This is a genomic window from Pseudomonadota bacterium (genome assembly GCA_026388315.1).
In the GTDB taxonomy this organism is placed as follows: Bacteria; Desulfobacterota; Syntrophorhabdia; order Syntrophorhabdales; family Syntrophorhabdaceae; genus MWEV01.
In genome coordinates this window covers 1-2,061 of sequence record JAPLKA010000002.1, presented here as the reverse complement: position 1 = coordinate 2,061, position 2,061 = coordinate 1, and the positions used below count along the sequence as shown (strand labels likewise).

The window sequence follows — 2,061 nt, the reverse complement described above, 5'->3', positions numbered from 1 at the left end:
TATGCTCATCGCAGCTCAGGCAGTTGCGCGCAATCTCATCCTTGTTACCAATAATACAAACGAATTTATAAGAATCAAAAACCTCAAGCTCGAAGATTGGAAGGAATAGCGTCCAACAAGTCAATCCGGCCGACCGCTTAAAAGCGGCGGCTGATTTCCGGCGTTCTGCTCCGTATAATTTTTGACATTTTTTCTATAACAATTTTGTTGACAAAGTGTAGCCACGCGGCTACAATATTTCCATGATCGAAATTCGTAAAACCGAATATTTCGCCAAGTGGATCGACAGCCTGCAAGATATCCGTACACGTGCACGCATTCAGGCAAGAATTGAGAGACTGGCTATAGGTAATCCTGGGGATGTTAAACCTGTGGGTGAAGGAGTTTCGGAGATGCGTATTGATCATGGTCCCGGCTATCGGGTTTATTTCATACAGCGAGAGCTTTGCATAACCTCTAAGTCTTCCTTTTTCATGTCTTCCTCCAAACGGAGGCATGCTGACCATTAACGAACTGACCGCTCCCAAATTTCTCGGGGGACGATCGGGCAAAATGTTAAGTAAAAAATATGAGAAATATTTCAATAAATATACGATATTCCTTGACAAATAACGATATTTCTGCCATATTTCCACCATCAAATTGCTCTTGGGAGGGAATATGGGATACAAAAGAATGAACCGGGACATGACCTTCGCCGAAGTGGACCTCATGACCTCTATGGAACATAACCGTTCGCTTAAGATGATGGAAAAGATCAATAATATTATAGACTGGTCAGAAATCGAGGCCGTCCTGCTGAAGCACTATACCGTGGGAATGACTGTCGAAGGCGCCGATGCCTATCCTCCACTGATGCTCATGAAAGCCTTGCTCTTGCAGAAGTGGTTCCAGATTCATTCCGATCCGGAGCTGGAAAATCAGATCAACGACCGGATTTCATTTAAGACTTTCCTCGGTATCTCCTTTAACCGGCCTTCCCCTGATCATTCCACCTTTTCCCGCTTTCGGGGTCGTCTCTCCAAAGAGTCTATGAACATGATCAATAATTTAGTCCTTCAGCAGTTTTCCCGGAAAGGCTTAAGCATTAACGAAGGAGTTGCCGTTGATGCCCGCCTGGTTAAGTCCGCCAGTCACCCTATCAGCAATAAGGAGATCCAGGAGCAACGCGAGAAGAGAGAGACCCCGGAGGGGAAGATCGACAAGAACGGGAATACCCTTAAATTCTCTCGTGATTTTGAATCCGATTGGGTGACAAAAAATGAAAAACACCATTATGGATTGAAGGAGCATGCCTCGGTAGACACCAATTATGGCTTTGTTCTGGCCACGGAACTTACCCCTTCCTCAGTGAATGACAGCATTTATCTTCCCTACTGTGTTGCTGCCAGTTGCCATACGGAGGAGCCGATTAAGAAGGTTTACGCTGATAAAGGCTATTATGGGAAGCCCAATAGCGGCTTTCTCCACCTGAACCACATTGCCGACGGCATCATGGGAAAAGACACAAAGTCAACGAAATTAACCGATTATGAGAAAGAGCGGAACAAACAAATATCGAAAAAGCGCTACATCGTGGAACAGTACTTCGGGTTAAGCCACCTGTACAACAATGCTTTTCGCGCCCGCTTTACCGGGCTCATTAAGAATGCCATTGATGTGCTCTTCCGGCAAATGGCTTTCAATCTGTTCCGGGGAGAGAAAATCCTTGGAACAGTGTAGATATAAGGGAGAGGTCTGCCCGGATTGGAGCAACGGGCGGAGAAACAATAAAATAGCTCCCCTAACTGAGCATTTGGGGTTAACATTGTCGCCATAAGTGAAAAGTTAATCAGCATCATCAGTTAACTTCTATACGCCTGGCCCATATTTTTTTAAAAAAACGGGCACGAAAATGAACCAGAATCAAAAACATGAAAATTCAAAGCTCTCTACGCTTCTGGCCGCTGAAAACCTTGATTTGATCCTGGCGCCCTTTACCGGAACGGGCAGAGATTTCGGCACTGTGCAGGAAGCCTTGGATGCGCTGGAACAGGCCTACCGCGACGAAGGCTTTTCCAT

2 protein-coding genes and 1 pseudogene are annotated in these 2,061 nt (G+C 45.7%); all 3 read left to right on the top strand.

The genetic code is table 11. The features are described from left to right. On the top strand, nucleotides 1-109 hold a 109-nt coding region (locus NTX75_00025), incomplete at its 5' end, for a VapC toxin family PIN domain ribonuclease (GenBank protein MCX5814617.1). Nucleotides 110-242: 133 nt separating this feature from the next. Next, nucleotides 243-440, top strand: a pseudogene (locus NTX75_00020) (type II toxin-antitoxin system RelE/ParE family toxin). A 220-nt stretch (nucleotides 441-660) separates the two neighbouring features. Further along, a complete protein-coding gene (locus NTX75_00015; protein ID MCX5814616.1) occupies nucleotides 661-1,722 on the top strand; it encodes an IS5 family transposase in 1,062 nt (353 codons plus the stop codon). Nucleotides 1,723-2,061 lie beyond the last annotated feature (339 nt).

Excerpts from the sequence above, each read along its gene's own strand:
- NTX75_00015 (MCX5814616.1), top strand. The coding sequence starts at position 661 with ATGGGATACAAAAGAATGAACCGGGACATGACCTTCGCCGAAGTGGAC.